Below are 18,460 nucleotides of genomic sequence, written 5' to 3' on the forward strand. Positions count from 1 at the left end.
GGCCGGCATCACCGGCCGCCATGGCTCAAATATCGATCAGATCTTCTGACCGTCGCGGACCAGATCGTCCATGACGGAGCGAACGGCCTTCTCGGCAATCGAGACGATCTCGTCGATCTCGTCCCTGGTGGTTACGAGCGGCGGCGCAAAGCCGAGGATGTCGCCGTGCGGCATGGCGCGGGCAATCAGGCCGCGGTCACGGGCTGCCTTGGAGACGCGGGCGCCGACCTTCAGCGACTGATCGAAGCGCTTCTTGTTCTCGCGGTCATGGACAAACTCGATGGCGCCCATCAGGCCGACGCCGCGCACTTCGCCGACGATCGGCAACTGGGCGAACTTCTCCTTGAGCTGCGCCTGGAAATAGGCGCCGACCTCGCGGGCGTTGCCCGGTAGGTTCTCCTTCTCGACGATGTCGAGCACCGCATTGGCTGCCGCCGCACCGATCGGATGACCGGAATAGGTATAGCCATGCGAGAAGGCGCCGACGCGATCCGCTCCGTCTTCCAGCACCTTGTAAACCTTCTCGCCGACGATCGCCGCCGAGAGCGGGAAATAGGCCGAGGTCAGCCCCTTGGCGACGGTGATCAGGTCGGGCTCGATGCCGTAGTGTTGCGAACCGAACATCGAACCGGTGCGGCCAAAGCCGGTGATCACTTCGTCGGCGATCAAGAGCACGTCGTGCTTCTTCAGTACCTTCTGGATCGCTTCCCAGTAGCCTTCCGGCGGCGGCGTGATGCCGCCCGTTCCAAGCACCGGTTCGGCGATGAAGGCACCCACATTGTCGGGGCCGAGGGTCTCGATCATCTCGTCGAGTTCGGCGGCACGGCGGGCGGAGAATTCCCGTTCGGTTTCGCCGGGATTCGCACCCCAGTAGTGATGTGGAACGCCGGTGTGGTCGATCTGCGGCAGCGGCAGGTCCATGTGGTCGTGGTAGAAACTCATCCCGGTCATCGAGCCGGAGACGACGCTGCAGCCGTGATAGCCCCGCTCACGCGAGATGATTTTTTTCTTCGTCGGCTTGCCGCGCAGGTTGTTGTAGTACCAGACGAGCTTGGCCTGGGTCTCGTTGGCGTCCGAACCGGACATGCCGTAGAACACCTTGCTCATCTTGCCCGGCGCCATCTTCACCAGACGGTCCGACAGGATCGCAAGCTCGTCGGTCGTGTGCGCCGCATAGGAATGGTAGTAAGCGAGACGATAGGCCTGGCGCGAGATCGCTTCGGCAACCTCGGTGCGGCCGTAGCCGACGTTGACGCAGTAGAGGCCGGCAAAGCCGTCGATCAGCTGATTGCCGTGTGCGTCCTGAATGCGGATCCCCTTTCCCGTCTCGACGATCGTCGGCTCGCCGAGCTTGCCGCTCGCGAAGTCCTTCAGTTGCGTGAACGGATGCAGGACTGTGTTGCGGTCCTTTTCGGCGATGTCCTTAATGTTGATGGTCATCATTGTTTCCTTATGATTTTCGTCCGCCCGACAAAAGGTGTCGGAACAGAGAATGTCCCTTCGTCCGATCGTCGTTACCGTGCAGTTTAGGCACGAGAGCAGCGCGCGTGAGAGCATAGGCCGCAATCCTATGCAGCTTTCCTGCAAAATATCTGCTCCTTCGCAGGGGTTCGACCGGGCGGAGCTTGACCTGCAGACGTAGCCTTTTGGAGGCCGTGCCGTGTAACGATCGTCTGATATCTGACAGTCCAGCGAGGCACGCTCATCTCTGTCCAAGCGGCCTGCCGCCGCCGCTAATGCGATTGAAAGAAGGTCATCGAAGCTGACGTTTCAATTGTTTCGCCGAAGGCGATTGGCCGGCAACTCACAATGATTGTGTTAGTGCCGCTTGAGCGTGAGCGTGCAGACATCATTGATCGATTCGAAGCTGCGATCCGCAGATATCATGTGACAGGAGATGCAGATTGCCAGTGTTGCGACCCACTCCACTTCAAACCTTAAGTAATACTCAGGCGGCCGAACGGCCGCCAGCGGTTAGCTTGAAATATTCTCTCATTGTGCCGATGCACTCGGAGTTACATCCCGCAGGTTCGACGTTGCCGAAAAGTTTCTCAATTCGCATCAACCTCCTGTCCCCGTTGTTCAGAATGTTTCGGTAGACCGGGATTGCTTTCGCGTTCTCAATGTAGGTCTTGGTCTCTCCACCCATGCTTCCTTTGACCAGACCAAAGTTCATCACCAAGCTTAAGATCAGATGAGGCGCCGTGTACCAGCCCCAGCTCAAACTTCCGAGCGAATACGCAATGACGGCGACCCGGTTTGGGTCCCGTTTCGTACGATAATACTCGACGGGCTGGATCACATGCGGGTGGTGGCCGAGGATAAGGTCCACACCCTCCTCGATCAGGGCGTGGGCTGCTTCGACCTGCCGGAGTCGCGGGAAGAATTCGAACTCAACGCCCCAGTGAATTGAAGCGATAATGAAATCGCACCCCTTGTCTCTGCAATCTTGAATTTGCGCCCGCAAAAGTGAGAGATCCGGTGCTTCGTTCCTTGCCATGAGCTGCGCCAGATGAACGCGGAACTCTTCACCCTCAGGGAACGGCATTTCGTTCACACTGTAGGTTACCGAGATCAATCCCAACCGTATCCCGTTGCGAGTATATATCTTGGCTTTACCATAGTCTTCAATCTTCCGGGGTGCGCCAATATGTGTAATCCCGTCGCGTTCAATTACGTCTTGGGTTGCAGAAAGCGCTTCACCGCCGAAGTCGAGTGAATGATTGTTCGCAAGGTTAAGGATATCAAAACGCCGCCCCTTGTGCTCGGTCAGCGTGCGGTACTGAGTTTCACTGCAGCAAAAAAGGTAAGAATTTCCGTCGACCGCATACTGTTCGGCAACTTGTTGGTCGACAACTACCGACTCGTAATTCCCAATTACAACGTCTTTGTTGAAGAGTATATCCTCTACGCCTTCAAAAAGTAGATTGGCCGAATGTTCCAACCCCTCTGTCTGAATGAGGTCTCCAGCCACCCCCAGCGTGAGGGATTGTTCGGAAGCGAAGCTCTTTGGGAGTTCCACTATTGACGGGCCATTTTTGAAAATCGCGTCTGACACCTCCCGTTTGGTTCTTCTTACAGGATGCGCGGATGTATAGTACCAATAGGCGGCGACTTCCTCATTAAACTCGGTTCCATCGTAACCTGATTCATCAAGAGGGAAGTCCCACCACCCAAAAATTCGTGCTGTCTCGATAGCTTTCTTCGTCTCATTTTCCACCGGGAAGGCTTCGAAAGGATTGTTCGGAAGAACAGGCGGCATTTTGATACTCCTAAAGTGTGTTCTGGGGAGCGATCCGACGAGCGTAGCCGTGGATGTCGGCAACCTAAAGTCGTCGACATCTTGAGCGCTTGTGGCATAGGTACACGAATCCTTATCCAGCGACCGTCGCTTAGAATAGGTAGGCTTAAAGAAGCTCAGCAATATGCGGCGTTCAGGTAATCCTTGCCTGAATACTCAGCATCATCCTGGCGTCCTTTTCGATTTAGTTGCGCCAACAACCCCTAAGGAATTTGATGGCGGTCTTGCTTCGTGGATCGAATCCAATCGGGAGACACTCTTCCAGGGGAGCGCGTTTTCGCGCGTTAGAGGAAAATGGCACCGGAACTTGTGTTCCCTGTCATCACCTTCTTGAGTTACTGCGGGTGAGACGCCGCTGCACAGCTTCTGCGCGTAGAGACAGCGCGTGTGAAACTCACAGCCGGACGGCCGACGTAGTAGACTTGGCACCTCACCTTTAAGCTCAATGCGGTTGGTGACGGCGTCTGGATCAGGTTCTGGATTCGCGGACAACAAAGCTTGCGTGTAAGGATGGCGGGGCTGTTCAAAAATGCGCTCCGTGGAGCCGACCTCGACGAATTGACCGAGATACATGATTGCGGTCCGATCGGTCATATGGCGGACGACGTTGAGATTATGTGTGATGAGTAGAATTGCGAGACCCATTTCGTCCTGTAACCGCGCAAGCAGGTTGAGCACCTCACCTTGCACTGAAACATCGAGACCCGCTGTCGGCTCGTCGGCAACGATCAAATCCGGGTTCAGAGCAAGGGCTCGAGCAATGCCCACGCGCCTGGCCTGCCCTCCGGAAAGCTGATGGGGATACCGCCTTGAAAATTCTACCGGCAGGCCGACCATTTGCAACAGCCGTGCTGCTTCAGCGTCCGCATCACGATTGGTCAGTCCATGTATCAGGAAAGGCTCCGTGATGAGCGACCGCACAGTCAAGCGAGGGGAGAGAGAACCAATCGGGTCCTGAAACATCATCGCCATACGCCGCAGATAAGCTCGACGTTCTACACCGTCGAGCCCGGCCAGTTCCACACCGTCAAAGCGAATGCTGCCGCTAAATGGTGGCTGCAATCCGATAATGCTGCGTGCGACTGTGGACTTGCCCGAGCCGCTCTCTCCGACAAGGCCAAGGGTCTCGCCCCTGCGGATTGCGAACGAGACGCCGCACACGGCATCGATGAAAGGCTCCTTCGTGCCGGACAGAAGGGCCTGCCATGATCCCATCGTGCGGAAGCGGACCCGGAGGTTTTCGACCTGGAGAAGCGCACTCATGCTGAAACCATCCGTTCTTCTCCCAGAAGATGGCATCGCACCACTTGCTCATCTCCAATGCGGGACTCAACCGGGTTCTCTTGCTGACACCGGCCAAAAGCATGAGGACACCGCTCACGAAAGATACAGCCTTGGGTCTTGCCATACAAACTAGGTATATCTCCAGGGATTGTCGGCAAAACTCGTGTCCTTTGCTGAATACGACCTGGATCGCAGTCAAGCAGCGCACGAGTGTACGGATGGCGAGGGTTATGGAAGACGTCGCGTACGGACCCGTGCTCGACTATTTCCCCAGCATACATTACTGCGACATGATCGCAAAGCTCAGCGACAGCGCCAAGATGGTGAGAGACGAATAGAATAGAACAACCGATCTCCCTTTGCAGGTCTTTCAGGAGATGGAGAATCTGTACCTCAAGCGTTGCGTCGAGGGCAGTCGTTGGCTCGTCCGCGATGAGAAGCGCCGGCTTCACAAGAAGGGCCATGGCAATGCATATCCGCTGCCGCATACCACCGGAGAACTGATATGGATAAGACCGAATGCGAGCTTGAGGGTCAGGAATACCGACGCGGCCCAGCATCTCGACAGCAAGCGTCCGTTTCTCACTTCGGCTAATTGGCCGGTGGTGTTGAATATCAATCATCTGAGATTCGACAGTCCGAACAGGATTGAGCGACGTCATCGGATCCTGAAATATCATGGAGATGCGATCGCCCATGATGCTGCGTCGATCTCGGAGACGTAGCTTAAGCAGGTCGCGTCCTTCAAAATTAATACTGCCGGCCGTCGTCTCAGCATTATCTGAAAGCAGACCCATTACAGTATAAGCGAGCGTCGACTTCCCCGAACCGCTTTCGCCGACGATGCCAAGCACCTGACCAGCGGACAAGTTGAGGGAGACATTGCGGAGTGCATGGATTCTCCCGCGCGGCGTCCCGAAATCCAGGCTAAGGCCGGAAATTTCCAGCAACCGCGAGACGGTTTGTGGCTTTGTGGCGAGCGATGTCACAGGTCTTTCCTAATCTTCGGGTCAAGCAAGTCACGCAGGGCTTCGCCAAGAAAGGTGAAGCCAAGTGTTGCAATGACGATTGGAATTCCGCCGGCGATGACCGGCCAAGGGGACTTGTGAATATAGCTGTAACCATCGCTCACAATCGCTCCCCAGTCTGGCGTTGGCGGCCGTACCCCCATCCCCAGAAAGCTGAGCCCAGCTTCAACCGCGATGACAGCGGGTACGTCCATGCTGACGAGGATGAAAAGAGGTCCAATTGCGTTTGGCAGCACGTGCACCGCAAGAATCCGCGCAGTGCTTGCACCCATGCTGCGTTCCGCCTCGATATACTGGCTGCTTCGCAATGCCTGCGCTTGAGTACGCACGACACGTGCGTAAATGGGCATCGAAGTTATCGAAATGACAACGATGACGCTGGCTAAGCTGGGTCCCATGAGCGCGATAACGGCCAGCGCGAAGATGATGGCGGGAAATGAACGAATGGTGTCAAACAGAAGCAGGAGCAGATTATCCAACCAGCGCGGTCCGAATGCCGCAACCAGTCCAAGGAAAAGTCCGGTTGCTAAAGAACTTCCAAGTGAAACTAAGGCTACGAGTAGGGGGATGCGCCCTCCCATTATGATCCGAGAAAACGTATCGCGGCCCATCTGGTCCGTGCCCAGGAGAAAATCCATGGAGGGCGGCGCCAAGCGAGGTCCTACCATAATGCGGATCGGGTCGTAGGTCACAATTAGGGGTGCGAAAACCGCACTCGCGATGACCACCATCACCAAAATTGCTCCTAATGTTCCCAATGTGTTTTTGGACAACTGTCGGAGTGGACCGTGGCCGACGATCGGTTGACCCGTGACGGCTGCTGCGTCGCCAACTTGATCAGAAGTCGACATGTTAGAGCTCCTCCCGAGTTCTTGGATCAAGGGCGGCATTGACTAAATCCGAGATCATAGTGGCTGCGACGATAAGGATGGTGGAGACAAGAACAACCCCCATCACGATGGGATAATTCCGCGTATCGATTGCCTTGACAATTAAGGCGCCGATCCCTGGTCTAGTGAACACAATCTCCACAAACACAGCTGCGGAAAGCAGCCATGCGATCCCCACCCCAAGAATGGTCACCGTCGGCAGGATTGCCAGAGGCAACGCATATCGTGCTACGATGCGCCACTCCGAGATGCCAAAGGATCGCGCCATACGAATGTGGTTCTCGCCTAATATTTCCAGCATGGATGCGCGAACCAGGCGGGAGATGTAACCGACCCAGCCAATACCGATAGTGAAACTCGGCAGGATAAGGTGGACTAGTCTGTCTGACAAACCTTCACCCGCTCCGATTGCTGGCAACCAACCAAGGAAAACAGAGAAGATCAGTAGTGCGTAGACCGCCATCACAAATGGAGGGATCGCAATTGTCCCAACTGCCACGACACCTGCGATTTGGTCGATCACAGAGTTGCGCCGAATTGCCGAATAGCACCCTAGCGGTAGTGCCACGGCGACAGCCCAAAGAATGGAGGCCGTGATTAGCTCGATTGTGTAGGGCAGTTGTTCGAAAACGATGTCGGCGACGGGCCGTTGGCTAAAGACATCAAAACCTAAGTTACCGCGAAGTAGCCCCGCGAAAAACGCGCCTATTTGCACGATCATAGGCTTGTCTAGCCCCATCTGCTGATGGAGCTGAAGCTTCATTTCCGCGGTCGCCCGCGGGCCTAGGAGAACGGCAGCAGGGTCTCCGGGCACGGCACGTATCATTAGAAAGAGAAGGGTCACTGCGAGCACAACTATGGTGATCGACAGGACCATCCTCTTGAGGAGATAGATCCACATGAACTTTTACCGCGCTCAGGCTGAAACCGGCTTGAATTCAAGATAGAGCGGGTGACCGTCTGGCCGAGTCGCTGAGCGGATCTTGGTTTTGCGGAACACTGAGGTGTTCATGTCGTTAGTCAGAAACCGGTAAGCTCCCGAATTTTCCATGATATCCTGCATCTCACTATAGAGCTTCGACCGCTCTTCTGCATTGTCCAAGGTAACAGCCCTCGCATGCAGTTCGTCGAAGCGCTTATCGCCGAACCGCTCCCAGTCCCAGTTCCCAATCTGATCGGTCGTATAGTAAGACGAGAAATTATATGGATCTGGAAGCATCGTGAAGAACTGTACAAACAGCTGCAGTTCCTTCCATCGATCGCCCGCCGACTCGGCTCCGAGCGTGTAAAACGAACCTGCATCCTGAACGTTGACGTCGACGGTGATCCCGATCTGTGATAGTTGTGCTTGCACCACCTGAGCGATTGTTGTGTGTGTACTCAGGCTTTGGCAATCGATGGTTAGAGTGAGATCCTGAACACCCGCTTGCTCCAGGAACTCCTTCGCCTTTTCCAAATCACCTTCAGGCGGCACCACGGCCTGATTGCGATGGCCCACAAGACCTTTTGCGACTATGCCCGTTGCCACATCCACCTGACCCGCATAGGCGGCATCGATGATCTGCGGGACATTGATTGCCCATTGAATAGCCTTCCGGACATTTATGTCCTTTAGCTTAGGATGATCCATGTTCATCCCGATGTATGTAAAATCAATCGATGGTTTCACGTCGACTTGCGTATCAGCGGGCGTATTTTCTTTGAAATTCGCAAGCGAATCCACGCTAATGTTGGTGAAATCGACATCGCCTGCTTGATATGCGCGCTCCGCGGCCTTGATGTCGAGAATAGGGATGATGCGTATTTCGTCGAACCCAGGCTTAGGTCCGGACCACGCCGGGTTGGGCGTCAAGATCGCGTGCCGATTTTGCTGCCACTCGGCCAGCACGTACGGGCCCGAGTAGGCAATTTTCGACATTCCGATGCTCGACGCCTCCTTACCCGCCTTTTTAACGGCGGCCTCCGAAAGAATGTGCCCCACACCGTATGGCAGCGAAATATTCCAAGCGGGGACGAATGGTGTCTTGTAGACTATTACACCCGTGTAGTCGTTCTCCAGCTCAACACGGTCAAGTGGTCCACAATCCATCTTGAAGGACCCGATCTTGACTGCCCTTTCGAACGAGAATTTGACATCCCCGGCAGTTAGCTCGCCGCCACCATCGCTGAATTCGATACCTTTCTTCAGCTGAAAGCGAATATGCGTAGGATCAACCTGCTCGATTTTTTCGGCCGCCTCAAGCTCCCACTCCCATGTGCTGCCTGGCTTGAATCGAATGAGCTTGGAGTAGATGCAGCTCATCACCTCGCAATTGTAGCTGCCATAGTAAAATGCGGGATCTAGCGTGTCCAAGTCGTAATCGAGACGACATGTCAGACGCTTCCCCTCAGCCGCCCAAATAGCTTGCGAGAGCGGCATTCCGGCGGCGACAATTCCTCCGCTTACCGCAGCGGTAGCCTTGAGAAACGATCGCCGATTCAGATCGTAAAAATTGTTCATGTTCATTCCCCTTTTGTTGAAGCGTTCCCGTGCAAGCAGGCCGCATTTTATTGATTGGATCGACGCGGCCGACCGGTCGGTCTGTTCATCGCAACGACCCTGCATAAAGTCAGACTTCTCAGATCGGAGCCAACGAAATCCATTTTAGGCCGGACATGGCGAAAGCGGCGTCGCATCACGCCAGCCCAGGGGCGAAATCCTGCAAATTTGCGCGCTTGTTGCAGCAATTCGCCTTAAGCGGCAGGCCAGCCGGCTAAACGGCTTCTGACCGGCTTTTGCGCTTTTCCTTCAACCGAGGGCATTTCCTGAGCATTCGTGACACTCCATTGAAGAATCGAGTTCACTCGTCGCGCAGTTTGTAGAGCCTGCGGTTGTTCTTGTAGAGGATCATGCGGGCGGCCTCGATCGCTTCTTCCAGAGTCAGGCTCCCTCCAACGACGTAGTCCGTCAATGTTTGCGACAGATAGCGCTTGCCCCATCTTCCAGAGACCCAAAACAGCTCAGGAACGTGGTAATTGTCGCTTGCAAAAAGTATCTTCGAAAGGGGGACCGCTTCCAGGACCTGCTTGTAGCGCTCGTACAGACTTTGATGCACAAACGGCGTCATGATAGACAGTTCGAAGTAACAGTTCGGGTATAGGTGACTTAGCCACGCCGCCTTGCCCACCGACGGATAGCCGGCGTGCAGTGGCACGATCTTCGGCATCCGCATCATGTTGTCCTTATCGAAGCGGACCACTTCTTCAAGGTAAAATGGATCTTGGTTGCGCAGGATTACGTAAGGAGCCTCTCCATCGCCAGTATGGATTTGCATCGGCAAGTCGCGCTTCAAACACTCCTCAAGCGTCAACGTGAACGTATACCTGCAAAGATCTTTTGTGATGTTTGCAGCATCCTCGCGATCCATTCTGGGGCGCTCGGAATATGATGCTCTAAGCTTACTCCATGAATTGGCAGCAGGGCCCCGATCGTACAGCGGCCGGATCAGGCCAATATCTGGCAGCAGGTAGGATTTCATGCCTACGGACTTTTTTCCGTAGTTCCCATCGCCGTCCAAAATCTCGAGCAGCCGAGCGGTGTATTTGGACTCGAACTCTTCGAATGTGATATCCAAACCGAAGAACTCATCCTGCAGTGCCTCGATCCGAGCAATACGGTGCGACCGGCACGGCTGTATTGCTTCTTCAAAGGCGTCTATTTCCGCCTGGCCCGCGCCATCCATAAAGCCGGTGTCGTGGATAATGTTTTCGTAGTTCACATCTCCAAACAGGCTGTTGACGTACGACCAATAATTTTTACCTCGTTCATTTCTTGCCTCGATGACCGCCGCCAATGTTGGTTGGCAATCGAGGAACTGCGCCATTTCCTTCGTGAGAAATTTGATAAAAATGCTTTCCGACAAGTGGTATGTCATTTCGTCGACCTTGGACTGAATGTCATACTGCTTGTTCAAATCATACTTAGTCGCTTCGTCGCCGTTGAGCCAATTCTCATAAATGCCCGGAGGGAAGTAGGCAGGAAACGGATAGCCCGCTAGAGAGATTCGCTCCAGAAACCTCTTCGGAGTAGTGATTGCGTCACGATCTGTCACGAGATGACAATGAGTATCATCAAGTGCCATCGCGTCAACGACTTCAAAAATTCTCTCAAATTCAGGCTGCTGCCGCCGTAAGAAGACAGGTAGGTGCTTCAGTCTGCGAGATGAGTAGGATCCCCCATCGCTTCTCTCCCGCACACTATCGCTATTGCTCTCGATCGACCTGTTCATTGTTGTGTCTCCTCTCCTCCAGCCTAGTCACCCAGCGTTGGCACTCGGCTTTCTTGAAATCGGAAAGATAGAACAGAGCCGGCTGCGGATCGCACATTTATTGTGCTTCTGGCGCGGGGATTCTGCGTCTATGTGGCCAACAGCGCAGGGTTTTGACCGATCCAATTCACTCTGTTAGCCGCACTTAAACTCGCGATACCCCTAAAACTCAGCTGTTGATGCCCAAAAGTGAGGCGAGCTTCGGCTATGCACCTCAGTCTTGCCGCTGAATGCGGCAGGAGGTTCAACGATGCGTCCGGCATACATGATCATGACACGATCGCATGACTCGGCGACAACCGACAGGTCGTGAGTGATCAAAATCAAGGCGAGGTTCAACCGCGATCTTAACTCTGCTAACAGCTTGAGAATCTGTGCTTGTGTGATGACATCAAGAGCGGTCGTCGGCTCGTCGCCAATAACCAGTGACGGGTGACACGCAAGCGCCATGGCAATCATCACTCGCTGGCGCATCCCGCCCGACAATTCATGCGGATAAGCTGCACCGCGTTCAACCGAGATTCCAACGAGCTCAAGGAGCTCCATTGCTCGTTCCGTAGCCGCCTTGCGGGACATGCCGAGCTTGAGCCTGCAGGGCTCAGCGATCTGATTGATGACGCGTTGCACAGGATTGAGCGCGTTCATCGCGCCCTGGAAAATTACGGAGGTCTCACGCCAACGGTGCGGACGCATCGCAGCGTCATCGTCGATCGGAATCCGGTTTCCACGATAGCGCACTTCACCACCGCTAACCGCCGCATTGGGGGACAAGAGACCGGCGATCGCCATTGCCGTTGTCGTTTTGCCACTTCCCGATTCACCGACAAGTGCGACGGCCTTGCCGGAGTGGAGCTCGAATGTCACGTCCCGGATCGCAGGGAGTGACACACCCTTTAGGCCGTAATCAACGGCCAATCTCTCGACCGCCAGGAGAGGTGTTGTGGGGCTAGATGAAAGGTTGTTCATGGGATGGCCCTCCGGCGTGGATTAAATGTGTCATCGAGCGCGTTGCCAATCATGACGAAGGCAAGAGAAACGATGAGCACACACAAGCCGGGTGCACCGAGATACCACCAGGCTCCAGAGCTGGCGGCGCCCGCGCGCTGCGCTAGAGACAGCAAAGTGCCCCACGAGGGTTGCAGGGGGTCGCCGAGCCCTAGGAATGAGAGAGCTGTCTCGGTATAAATTGCGCCGGCAACCACTATGGCACCATTGGCGGCAATCTGTGGCACGAGGTTTGGCAGAAGGTGGCTTACCATAATCTTGAGATTACTGGTGCCAACAACTTTGGCGCGCTCGACAAACTGACGTTCTCGTAGGGATAGCGTCTGACTTCGAACGATGCGCGCGACAAAAGCCCAGCTTGTTAAACCAATGACAATGATGATTACCATCAACGAGGGACGGAAACCGAGAATAGTTCCACCCCGCCCCATTTGCTGCAGAACGACGGGCGTGATCACGAGCGCGAGCACGAACGAGGGAATGACGAAGAAGAAATCAGTCAGGCGCATCAGCCAGACATCGACCCAGCGACCGAAGTAACCTGCCGTCAGGCCAATAGTCGTGCCGACAAAAAGACTGATGATCGTCGAAACCAGCGCAATTGTTAGTGAAATGCGGGAGCCATGAACAATGAGATTCAGTACGTCTCGTCCAACGTCGTCAGTACCTAACAGGTGCTCGCGTGACGGGGCGGCGAGAAAATCGCCAGTTGCAGAGGCAGCTGTCTGAAGAGGACCCACGAGCATTCCAGGCACGGCAGCCAACACAATAAAGAACGCCAAGGTCAGTAGGCCAAGCAAAGCGCCATTGTTCTTCAAGAACTGAGCTAGGAATGACTTTAACGCTTTTGCCCTAGAGCATTTCCCTTTCATGCTGGATCGTATCCGCATGAGTTGAAGTAGTTTCTGCATTCTTTTGGCGCGACGAGATGGACGAGCTTGCCAATCATGTCCCACAGACCAGACACGGTCCGCTCAGCCGCCTTCCTCAGATGTGCCTTGAGCTTGGAGAAGGCCTTTTCGATGGGGTTGAAGTCGGGACTGTAGGGCGGCAGGAACACCATCGTTGCGCCCGCCGCTTCGATTAACGCTCTTGCTGCTGGCCGTTTGTGGCTGGAAAGATTGTCGAGGATCACGACCTCACCGGGTTTCAATGTCGGGACCAGGACCTGAGCGACATAGGCCTCGAACCACTCGCCATTGATCGGACCGTCGATGACCAAAGGCGCGACCATTCCGGTGTTTCGTAGACCGGCGACAAGCGTCGTCGTCTTGCGATGGCCATGCGGGAAACCCATCCGCAGCCGCTCACCTCTGGTGCATCTTCCATGAGTGCGGGCCATGTTGGTCGCGGTCCATGTTTCGTCGATGAACACGAGCCGCGACGGATCAAGATCAAGTTGCTCGTCGAACCACCGCTGACGGAGTTCCAAGACGTCTGGGCGTGCTTGCTCTATCGCGTGGCCAGTCTTTTTTTGCGCGTCTGATTGTGCCGGACAAGGAAACGGTGCAGCGCCGACTTGCTGATGGCGATGCCCTGAGCTGCAAGGGCATCACGAAGTTCGAACAAGGTGCCGTCCCGGTGTTCCTCAAGCCACGACATGATCGCGTCGGCGTTGGCTTCGGTTTTGTACGAATGACGGTCTCCACCCAGCGGACCCGGTCGAACATGGCCCTGACGGACTTGCAGGTTTCGCCACCGGCTCACGCTGGCCGCACTGACGCCAAAGCGCTCGGCAGCCTCCCGGTGCGACGCTCCGGCTGAGACGGCGGCAAGAACACGTGCGCGAAGATCAACGGAAAGGGCTTTCGACATTATCTGCCGACCTCCATCGGCAGAAAGTTTGAATGAATCTGTCTTCGCCTGGCCGGGGATCGGCAGCCTGACCGTTGAGGCGCTGAATGCACGCGACTATCCGGTCCTTCAAGGGATTTTCCTGTTGCTGGGGGCTTCGATCGTCGCCGCTAACCTGCTAGCCGACGTGGCCTACGGCATTCTAGATCCACGGGTTCGATAATGAGAGAAAATGTATTGGTAGAGCGCAAAAAAGCTGAGTCACCCCAACACATTAGAGCGTTTCCCTGACTGATTGAATCATTTGGGCTTTGCAAATCAGATGGGTTCTGCAACCGTAATCGCACCCGCGACCACATAGCCTAGATTGAGCGTCACCAACGTCACAACGGGCAACAGCGCATTACGGAAGGCATGGCGCCTGAGCATCTGACCACTGGTCAAACCCTTGGCCCGGGCGGTCACCATGTAGTCCTCAGTCACGACGTCGCTCATTGCCGCGCGGGCGACGACCACGTATTGGCCGATAAGCCCTAAAGCTACGGCGAGAACCGGAAGCGCGAGATGGCGAGCACGGTCCCCAAACCAGTCGAGAAGATCTGCATTGCCGAGGCTAGGCGAATAGGACCCGTACCCGGGCAGCCAGCCCAACATTGTACTAAAGACCACCACCAAAAGCATACCGAGCCAGAACGGCGGTGTTGAATAGAGCGCTAGAGAGGTCCCAGTCGTCAAATGATCGATGGCCCCTCCCCGCCTCCAGCCAGCATAGAGTCCAATCGTGACGCCGCAAATGATGGCAATGCCTTGAGCTAGGCCGACCAATATCAAGGTGGCGGGCAGCCTCTCGATAATTAGGTCGCTAACCCGACGGCCCCTGAACTTGAAGCTGTAACCCAAGTCCCCTTGAGCCGTCGCAGAGAGGTATTGCAGTACCTGATCCGGGATTAGTGGCCGGTCAAGCCCCCAACGCTCGCGTTGCGCTTCGATCTGCTCCGCAGTAGCTGAACTGCGTGCACCTCCTAACAGCATCGCGGCGGGATCGCCTGGAATGACCCTGAACAAAACAAAATTCAGGGCCGCTACCATCAAGAGGGTGACGAATGCCCGAACGAGTACACTTCCGATCCGCAAGATCATCCGTCCCCCCTATTCACTAGAATGCGAGTTAAATCGGCTTCAGCCGATCGAGCGGATAGTAGTTACCCATTGATAGCATGTCGTCGTCCGGCCCCCACCCGGTAATACAATCCTTGCGGTGGGCAGAGAGTACATATGGGTAACCAAGGCTGATATAGGGTGCTTCATTGTAAATCAGGCGCTCCGCCTGGTTTACAAGGTCTTTTATCGCCTCCAGGTCGACAGCAGTGTCGATTTCAGTCAGTAGCTTGTCGTACTTTTCATTGCTCCAGTACGATGTATTTCCGGCATCGATAGACTTACTGCTGCCAATACCCAGCATCGGTCCAGGCGCGCTACCAGGCCAGCTATTCGCTATCAGGAGGTCCCAATTTCCGCCGCCCTTGGCAGGTGATGCCGTACGGGCTCTGAGCGCACCCGATTCAAGCTGAGTTACAGAGACAGGCACGCCTATTTCTGTCAACCAGCCGGCGACGAGTTGCACCGCAGCTACAGGGATGTCGATGTTTCCGGAAAAATTTCCGGCCAGCAATTCTAGTTGGAGGTCGTTACCCTCTTTGTCTTCTCTGATGCCGTCGCCATTGGCGTCACGGTAGCCGGCGGCGTCGAGCCGGCGTGCAGCCTCGGAAAGATCAAACTTGCGCTTGATGTCACTGAGATCAGGATGGAAATCTATTGAGGCAGACGGAATCAGGCCAACCCCGATATCGGCGTGTCCACGAAATGCTCGATCGACAACGGCTTTTTGGTCGATTACATAACCTATAGCATCGCGGAAAGCGCTGTCCTGCAGCGCTTTTGTACTGCCTGCTCCCTCGCCTGACTTGGTGTTGAATGCCAGATAATTTCGCTGCTCTGTCCGCGATTGGCCAACTTGGATGTTGGAATCTTTTGACAAATCCTCCCACTGCGCCACCGTAAGGCTCATGCCAAAATCGAAGTCGCCACTCTTGATGCCCTGGGCTATCGGATCGGATGTGCTGAAGAACCGGAAAATCACCCCTGCTACTGCAGGCTTCCCGGTGCGAAAGTATGGGTTGGGTGTAAACCGCGCAAATTGACCCTGCTGAAACTCCGAGACAATCATCGGCCCGGTGCCCACAAGAGGCGCAGGGTTTTGAAAGGTGCCGCGTGCATCGGCGTAGCTAACGTTTTTCCAGATGTGCTCAGGAACGATCATCGTCCCGTTGTCTATCGGCCAGCGCGTGGGAGACTTGGTTTTGATTTGCAGAGTCTCATCGTCGATTGCGGTGATTGATTCGACCAGCTCCAAGCCGCTAGTACTGTTCCACCCCACGTTCAACTCGTCCGGTGTGCCTACAGAGCCGAGCAGATAATTATAGGTGAACGCAGCATCTTTAGCAGTGGCAGGGTGCCCGTCAGACCATTTCATATCGGGCCAAATCTTAAGCGTCCATGTTAACTTATCATCGGCAACGGACCAGTCGCTGGCAAATCCCTTCCGATCGGGGTGGCGCTGGGCGTCTGCCGCCACGAGCCAATCATACGTGAAGACGAGAGGCCAGAAGTTCGCCCAACTGGCAAATGGGTTGAGAGTATCGGGAGAAACAATTCCGGCGAGGCTTACAATTTTGTCGCCACACTTGAGGCCAACGCTTGCCCGTTCATCAAGCATGCTGCGGTGGAAGTGACAAGTATTGCACGCAGCGCGTCGCGTCGGCTGAGATAGATTCCGTCCATTAGTTCCTCCTCCCAATGTTTAGAATAGCCGGCTGATGAGACAGACTGCGTCCAGCCGAACCCACCATTCCCATGAAACATGAGGGGCTCCTCTGCCCGCAGGTGTGCTGTGATTTCACAATTCTGCCAGGAACTCGCAAGACGAGATTTTAGATATCACCCATCTCGTATCGAGATGCTTTGGCGGACGGCTCGCCTTCTGTAAACGCTGACTTCCGTTGAGGCGCTATTCTCTCTGAAGACCACCTACACCAAACATGCAGCATCAAGGCAGAGGGTCATGCTGGGTGATGGATGGTAGACATCAAGACTTCCATCGAAAATTGTTCTCGTATCTACCGTGAGCGCTGTAGGACCACCAGTTCGGTCCACCTTTCTACGGAGAGCCCAGTCGCAGTTACTTTCGCCGCTGTTGAGTCAGTTCAGTAGGCGTAGCACGGGCTCGATCCGAGCAAAGCTCTGTCATCGCCCTCAAAAGGCAGTGGGACACCTTCGGGAGTGCGCGTAAACTTGACAACGGCGCGGAGGAATTAAGGGCATTCGTGACTACCCAGCGCGTGCTGGAGATTCTCATGCACACTTGGCCTATCCCCAGGGATTGCCACCCCGAAATGACCGTCGGCGAGGCTTCCATCTGGATTCAAGATGGCACTTATATTGAGTCTCTATTTGCCCAAGTCACGCCGCGAAGGCACTTTGATCAAAAGGGAACAAACAATCGCCGGCATATGATCCGCCTAACATGTCGCTCGGAGCCAGAAAGTTCAGTTGAACATCGTGGCGGATCCGCGGCTAAGGGATTTTTCGTTTAGCGATCCAAGGTCAAAAAGGATAAACGATGCGCGGCATCGAAAACTTCGAAAAGCTTAGAGACGAAGCGACGGTATGGCGCCGGTATCTTCACGCGAATCCTGAGCTGGATTATGACGTCCACGACACCGCAAACTTCGTTGCCGAGAAACTGGCTTCGTTCGGCATCAATCACATAGAAACCGGAATAGCGCAGACCGGTGTGGTTGCCGTAGTTCAAGGGAACCTTGGTAACGGCCCGACAATCGGGCTGCGTGCCGACATGGACGCGCTACCAATATTGGAAGCCTCGGGCAAACCGTGGGCATCGAAAACTCCTGGAAAAATGCATGCATGTGGTCATGACGGCCATACTGCAATGCTTCTAGCGGCGGCGAAGTATCTGGCGGAGACGCGCAATTTTAAAGGCGCTGTCGCCCTCATATTTCAGCCAGCCGAAGAAGACGGCCGGGGCGCAGAGAAGATGGTGCAAGAAGGCATCATGGACCGATTTGGCATCTCCAAGGTCTTCGGAATGCATAACTACCCTGGACTGGACGTCGGCAAATTCAGTATTTGCAGCGGCCCAATTCAGGCGGGACTCGACGAATTTGACATTACTGTACGGGGCAGAGGCGGTCACGCCGCGACTCCTCACAAAAACATTGATCCCATTGTCATCGGCGCCCAAATCGTTCTCGGTCTCCAGACTTTGGTTTCGAGGAACACCGATCCTCAGGAGGCTTTGGTCATCTCCGTGACCAAGATCCACGCGGGGGAAGCCTATAATATCATCCCGCAGCACGCAGTTATTTGCGGGACTGTCCGGACGCTTTCGCCCGCCCTCCGCGACTTTGCAGAGAAAGGGATTTTCGAAGCCGCCCAGGGGATCGCCGGCGGGTTTGGCGCGGATGTCGATTTTGCGTATCGCCGTCTCGAACCAGTCACTGTGAACCACGAGGCCGAGACGAAGATAGCGGTTGAAGCAGCACGCGATCTGGTTGGGCACGCATCAGTCAATGACCTCATCAAGCCAGGTATGGGATCGGAAGACTTCGCCTACATGCTTGAGGCGCGGCCAGGTTCTTACATCTTTCTTGGTAACGGTCTGACGGCCTCTGTCCACAACCCCGAATACGACTTCAACGACGATGCTTTGCCTTACGGCGTTGGCTACTGGGTTAATCTGGTTGAGAGGGTCCTGGCGCCTTAGCCAGACGC

The 18,460-nt window shown here is 55.1% G+C and carries 13 protein-coding genes and 3 pseudogenes; 3 read left to right on the forward strand and 13 right to left on the reverse strand.

Going from position 1 to position 18,460, the window contains the following annotated elements; translation table 11 throughout:
* Positions 1-36: 36 nt before the first annotated feature.
* The gene (locus tag J2J99_RS31695) at positions 37-1,440 is read right to left on the reverse strand and encodes an aspartate aminotransferase family protein (protein ID WP_168297189.1); all 1,404 of its coding nucleotides are present in this window, start codon (positions 1,438-1,440) and stop codon (positions 37-39) included.
* Positions 1,441-1,625: 185 nt separating this feature from the next.
* On the opposite strand from J2J99_RS31695, the pseudogene J2J99_RS34390 reads away from it, so the two are divergent.
* A pseudogene (locus J2J99_RS34390) lies at positions 1,626-1,905 on the forward strand (ArsR family transcriptional regulator); the annotation flags it as partial.
* 43 nt (positions 1,906-1,948) lie between these two features.
* Here the strand turns inward: J2J99_RS34390 and J2J99_RS31700 are convergent.
* The 10 genes and pseudogenes from J2J99_RS31700 to J2J99_RS31745 all read right to left on the reverse strand — a co-directional run bounded on the left by J2J99_RS31700 (position 1,949) and on the right by J2J99_RS31745 (position 13,630).
* Positions 1,949-3,262, reverse strand: coding sequence for a CapA family protein (locus J2J99_RS31700; RefSeq protein ID WP_168297190.1), 1,314 nt, complete (start codon positions 3,260-3,262; stop codon positions 1,949-1,951).
* Between the two features lie 201 nt (positions 3,263-3,463).
* Positions 3,464-4,564, reverse strand: a complete 1,101-nt coding sequence (locus tag J2J99_RS31705; protein WP_168297191.1) for an ABC transporter ATP-binding protein — start codon at positions 4,562-4,564, stop codon at positions 3,464-3,466.
* Positions 4,561-5,574, reverse strand: coding sequence for an ABC transporter ATP-binding protein (locus J2J99_RS31710; RefSeq protein WP_207601008.1), 1,014 nt, complete (start codon positions 5,572-5,574; stop codon positions 4,561-4,563). Before J2J99_RS31710 ends, J2J99_RS31705 begins: the two co-directional genes overlap by 4 nt.
* Positions 5,571-6,464 carry an ABC transporter permease gene (locus J2J99_RS31715; RefSeq protein ID WP_168297192.1) on the reverse strand — a complete coding sequence of 298 codons (894 nt, stop codon included), beginning with the start codon at positions 6,462-6,464 and terminating at the stop codon, positions 5,571-5,573. The genes J2J99_RS31710 and J2J99_RS31715 overlap by 4 nt, the downstream gene beginning before the upstream one ends.
* Before the next feature lies 1 nt (position 6,465).
* Positions 6,466-7,404 (reverse strand): ABC transporter permease, encoded by a 939-nt coding sequence (locus J2J99_RS31720; protein WP_168297193.1) that lies wholly within the window; start codon positions 7,402-7,404, stop codon positions 6,466-6,468.
* Positions 7,405-7,419: 15 nt separating this feature from the next.
* Positions 7,420-9,003 (reverse strand): ABC transporter substrate-binding protein, encoded by a 1,584-nt coding sequence (locus J2J99_RS31725; protein ID WP_168297194.1) that lies wholly within the window; start codon positions 9,001-9,003, stop codon positions 7,420-7,422.
* A 340-nt stretch (positions 9,004-9,343) separates the two neighbouring features.
* Positions 9,344-10,771 (reverse strand): amidohydrolase family protein, encoded by a 1,428-nt coding sequence (locus J2J99_RS31730; RefSeq protein WP_168297195.1) that lies wholly within the window; start codon positions 10,769-10,771, stop codon positions 9,344-9,346.
* 282 nt (positions 10,772-11,053) lie between these two features.
* Positions 11,054-11,776 (reverse strand): annotated as a pseudogene (locus J2J99_RS31735) (ABC transporter ATP-binding protein); the annotation flags it as partial.
* Positions 11,773-12,687, reverse strand: coding sequence for an ABC transporter permease (locus J2J99_RS31740; protein ID WP_246638565.1), 915 nt, complete (start codon positions 12,685-12,687; stop codon positions 11,773-11,775). The pseudogene J2J99_RS31735 and the gene J2J99_RS31740, both read right to left, overlap by 4 nt.
* A protein-coding gene (locus J2J99_RS31745; RefSeq protein WP_168297197.1) for an IS630 family transposase occupies positions 12,684-13,630 on the reverse strand; the annotation gives its coding sequence in 2 pieces (ribosomal slippage) (positions 12,684-13,282 and positions 13,282-13,630; 948 coding nt in all). The genes J2J99_RS31740 and J2J99_RS31745 overlap by 4 nt, the downstream gene beginning before the upstream one ends.
* A 34-nt stretch (positions 13,631-13,664) precedes the next feature.
* Between J2J99_RS31745 and J2J99_RS31750 the strand changes: the two are divergent.
* Positions 13,665-13,832 (forward strand): annotated as a pseudogene (locus J2J99_RS31750) (ABC transporter permease subunit); the annotation flags it as partial.
* A gap of 95 nt (positions 13,833-13,927) precedes the next feature.
* Here the strand turns inward: J2J99_RS31750 and J2J99_RS31755 are convergent.
* Positions 13,928-14,749: an ABC transporter permease gene (locus tag J2J99_RS31755; RefSeq protein WP_168297198.1), complete on the reverse strand. Its 822-nt coding sequence runs from the start codon at positions 14,747-14,749 to the stop codon at positions 13,928-13,930.
* Between the two features lie 28 nt (positions 14,750-14,777).
* Positions 14,778-16,385, reverse strand: a complete 1,608-nt coding sequence (locus tag J2J99_RS31760) for an ABC transporter substrate-binding protein (RefSeq protein WP_311043987.1) — start codon at positions 16,383-16,385, stop codon at positions 14,778-14,780.
* A gap of 903 nt (positions 16,386-17,288) precedes the next feature.
* On the opposite strand from J2J99_RS31760, the gene J2J99_RS31765 reads away from it, so the two are divergent.
* Entirely contained in the window at positions 17,289-18,452 is a 1,164-nt protein-coding gene (locus tag J2J99_RS31765) for a M20 aminoacylase family protein (RefSeq protein WP_168297199.1), read from the forward strand.
* Positions 18,453-18,460 lie beyond the last annotated feature (8 nt).

Origin of the sequence: Rhizobium binae, from assembly GCF_017357225.1 — a bacterium.
GTDB lineage: Bacteria > Pseudomonadota > Alphaproteobacteria > Rhizobiales > Rhizobiaceae > Rhizobium > Rhizobium binae.

Coding starts and splice junctions, on each gene's coding strand:
- J2J99_RS31730 (WP_168297195.1), bottom strand. CDS start 10,771: ATGAACAGGTCGATCGAGAGCAATAGCGATAGTGTGCGGGAGAGAAGC.
- J2J99_RS31760 (WP_311043987.1), bottom strand. CDS start 16,385: ATGCTTGATGAACGGGCAAGCGTTGGCCTCAAGTGTGGCGACAAAATT.
- J2J99_RS31755 (WP_168297198.1), bottom strand. CDS start 14,749: ATGATCTTGCGGATCGGAAGTGTACTCGTTCGGGCATTCGTCACCCTC.
- J2J99_RS31740 (WP_246638565.1), bottom strand. CDS start 12,687: ATGAAAGGGAAATGCTCTAGGGCAAAAGCGTTAAAGTCATTCCTAGCT.
- J2J99_RS31700 (WP_168297190.1), bottom strand. CDS start 3,262: ATGCCGCCTGTTCTTCCGAACAATCCTTTCGAAGCCTTCCCGGTGGAA.
- J2J99_RS31725 (WP_168297194.1), bottom strand. CDS start 9,003: ATGAACAATTTTTACGATCTGAATCGGCGATCGTTTCTCAAGGCTACC.
- J2J99_RS31705 (WP_168297191.1), bottom strand. CDS start 4,564: ATGAGTGCGCTTCTCCAGGTCGAAAACCTCCGGGTCCGCTTCCGCACG.
- J2J99_RS31765 (WP_168297199.1), top strand. CDS start 17,289: ATGCGCGGCATCGAAAACTTCGAAAAGCTTAGAGACGAAGCGACGGTA.
- J2J99_RS31695 (WP_168297189.1), bottom strand. CDS start 1,440: ATGACCATCAACATTAAGGACATCGCCGAAAAGGACCGCAACACAGTC.
- J2J99_RS31720 (WP_168297193.1), bottom strand. CDS start 7,404: ATGTGGATCTATCTCCTCAAGAGGATGGTCCTGTCGATCACCATAGTT.
- J2J99_RS31715 (WP_168297192.1), bottom strand. CDS start 6,464: ATGTCGACTTCTGATCAAGTTGGCGACGCAGCAGCCGTCACGGGTCAA.